Annotated in this window: 1 protein-coding gene; it reads right to left on the bottom strand. The window is 72.1% G+C overall.

Translation table 11 applies throughout. From position 1 onward, the window contains the following. The coding region (locus AB3X52_RS19380; protein ID WP_367995749.1) for a radical SAM protein at positions 1-888 on the bottom strand (888 nt) is incomplete at its 3' end. Between the last annotated feature and the right edge of the window lie 161 nt (positions 889-1049).

Raw genomic sequence — 1049 nt, 5'->3', positions numbered from 1 at the left:
GGGCACCACGCCCGGCGTCGTCGCGATCGCCTCGATCAGGCCCGGCCGGGTCTCCGCCGGCTGGAGGTAGGAGACGCGAACGCGGTCGATCCCGTCCACCGCGGCAAGCTCCGGCAGCAGCGTCTCGAGCAGCCGGAGGTCACCGAGGTCCTTGCCGTACGACGTCGAGTTCTCGCTCACCAGGAACAGCTCGCGCACGCCCTGGCCGGCGAGCCACTGCGCCTCGTGCAGGACGTCGCTGGGGCGCCGGGACACGAAGGCGCCACGGAACGAGGGGATGGCGCAGAAGGTGCAGCGTCGGTCGCAGCCGCTGGCGAGCTTGAGCGGGGCCCAGGGAGCGTCGTCGAGGCGGGTGCGCCCGGTGAACCCAGGCACCTGGTCCACCCCTGCGGGCACGACGGCCGAGACGCCGGGCACCGAGATGGCCGAGGCGTCCCGCTCGACCGGAGAGATGGGCAGCAGCAGCCGCCGGTCCTGCGGGGTGTGGGGGTGATGGGACTCCCCCGCGAGGATCGACCGGAGCTTGGCGGCGATGTCGGGATAGTCGTCGAAGCCGAGGACGGCGTCGGCCTCGGGCAGCGACTCGGCCAGGTCCTTGCCGTAGCGCTCCGCCATGCAGCCCACGGCCACCACGGCCTGCGCCTTCCCGGAGCTCTTCAGGTCGGCGGCCTCGAGCAGCGTGTCGACCGAGTCCTTCTTCGCCTGCTCGACGAAACCGCAGGTGTTGACGACCACGGTGTCGGCGTCCGCCGGGTCGGCCACCAGCCGGAACCCACCGGCGCTGAGGCGTCCGGCGAGTTCCTCGGAGTCGACCTCGTTGCGCGCGCACCCGAGGGTCACCATCGCGACGGAGAGGAGCTGCTGAGGGGCGGGCGTGTCGGTCGTCATCAGGTCGAGTATGACGGGCTTCTCACCCAGACTGCGAAACGTCGAGTCGGCGCAAATGGTCGACATTTGCGCCGACCCGAAAGCGCGAGAGCCGCGCGCGTCGGCGTCCAGGGGCGCCGACGCGCGCGGCCCCTGGCCGGTGCGCGGGTGAGTTGAACGGG

The organism is Nocardioides eburneus (assembly GCF_040838215.1).
Lineage (GTDB): Bacteria > Actinomycetota > Actinomycetes > Propionibacteriales > Nocardioidaceae > Nocardioides > Nocardioides eburneus.
This window is presented reverse-complemented; position numbering and strand designations above follow the sequence as displayed.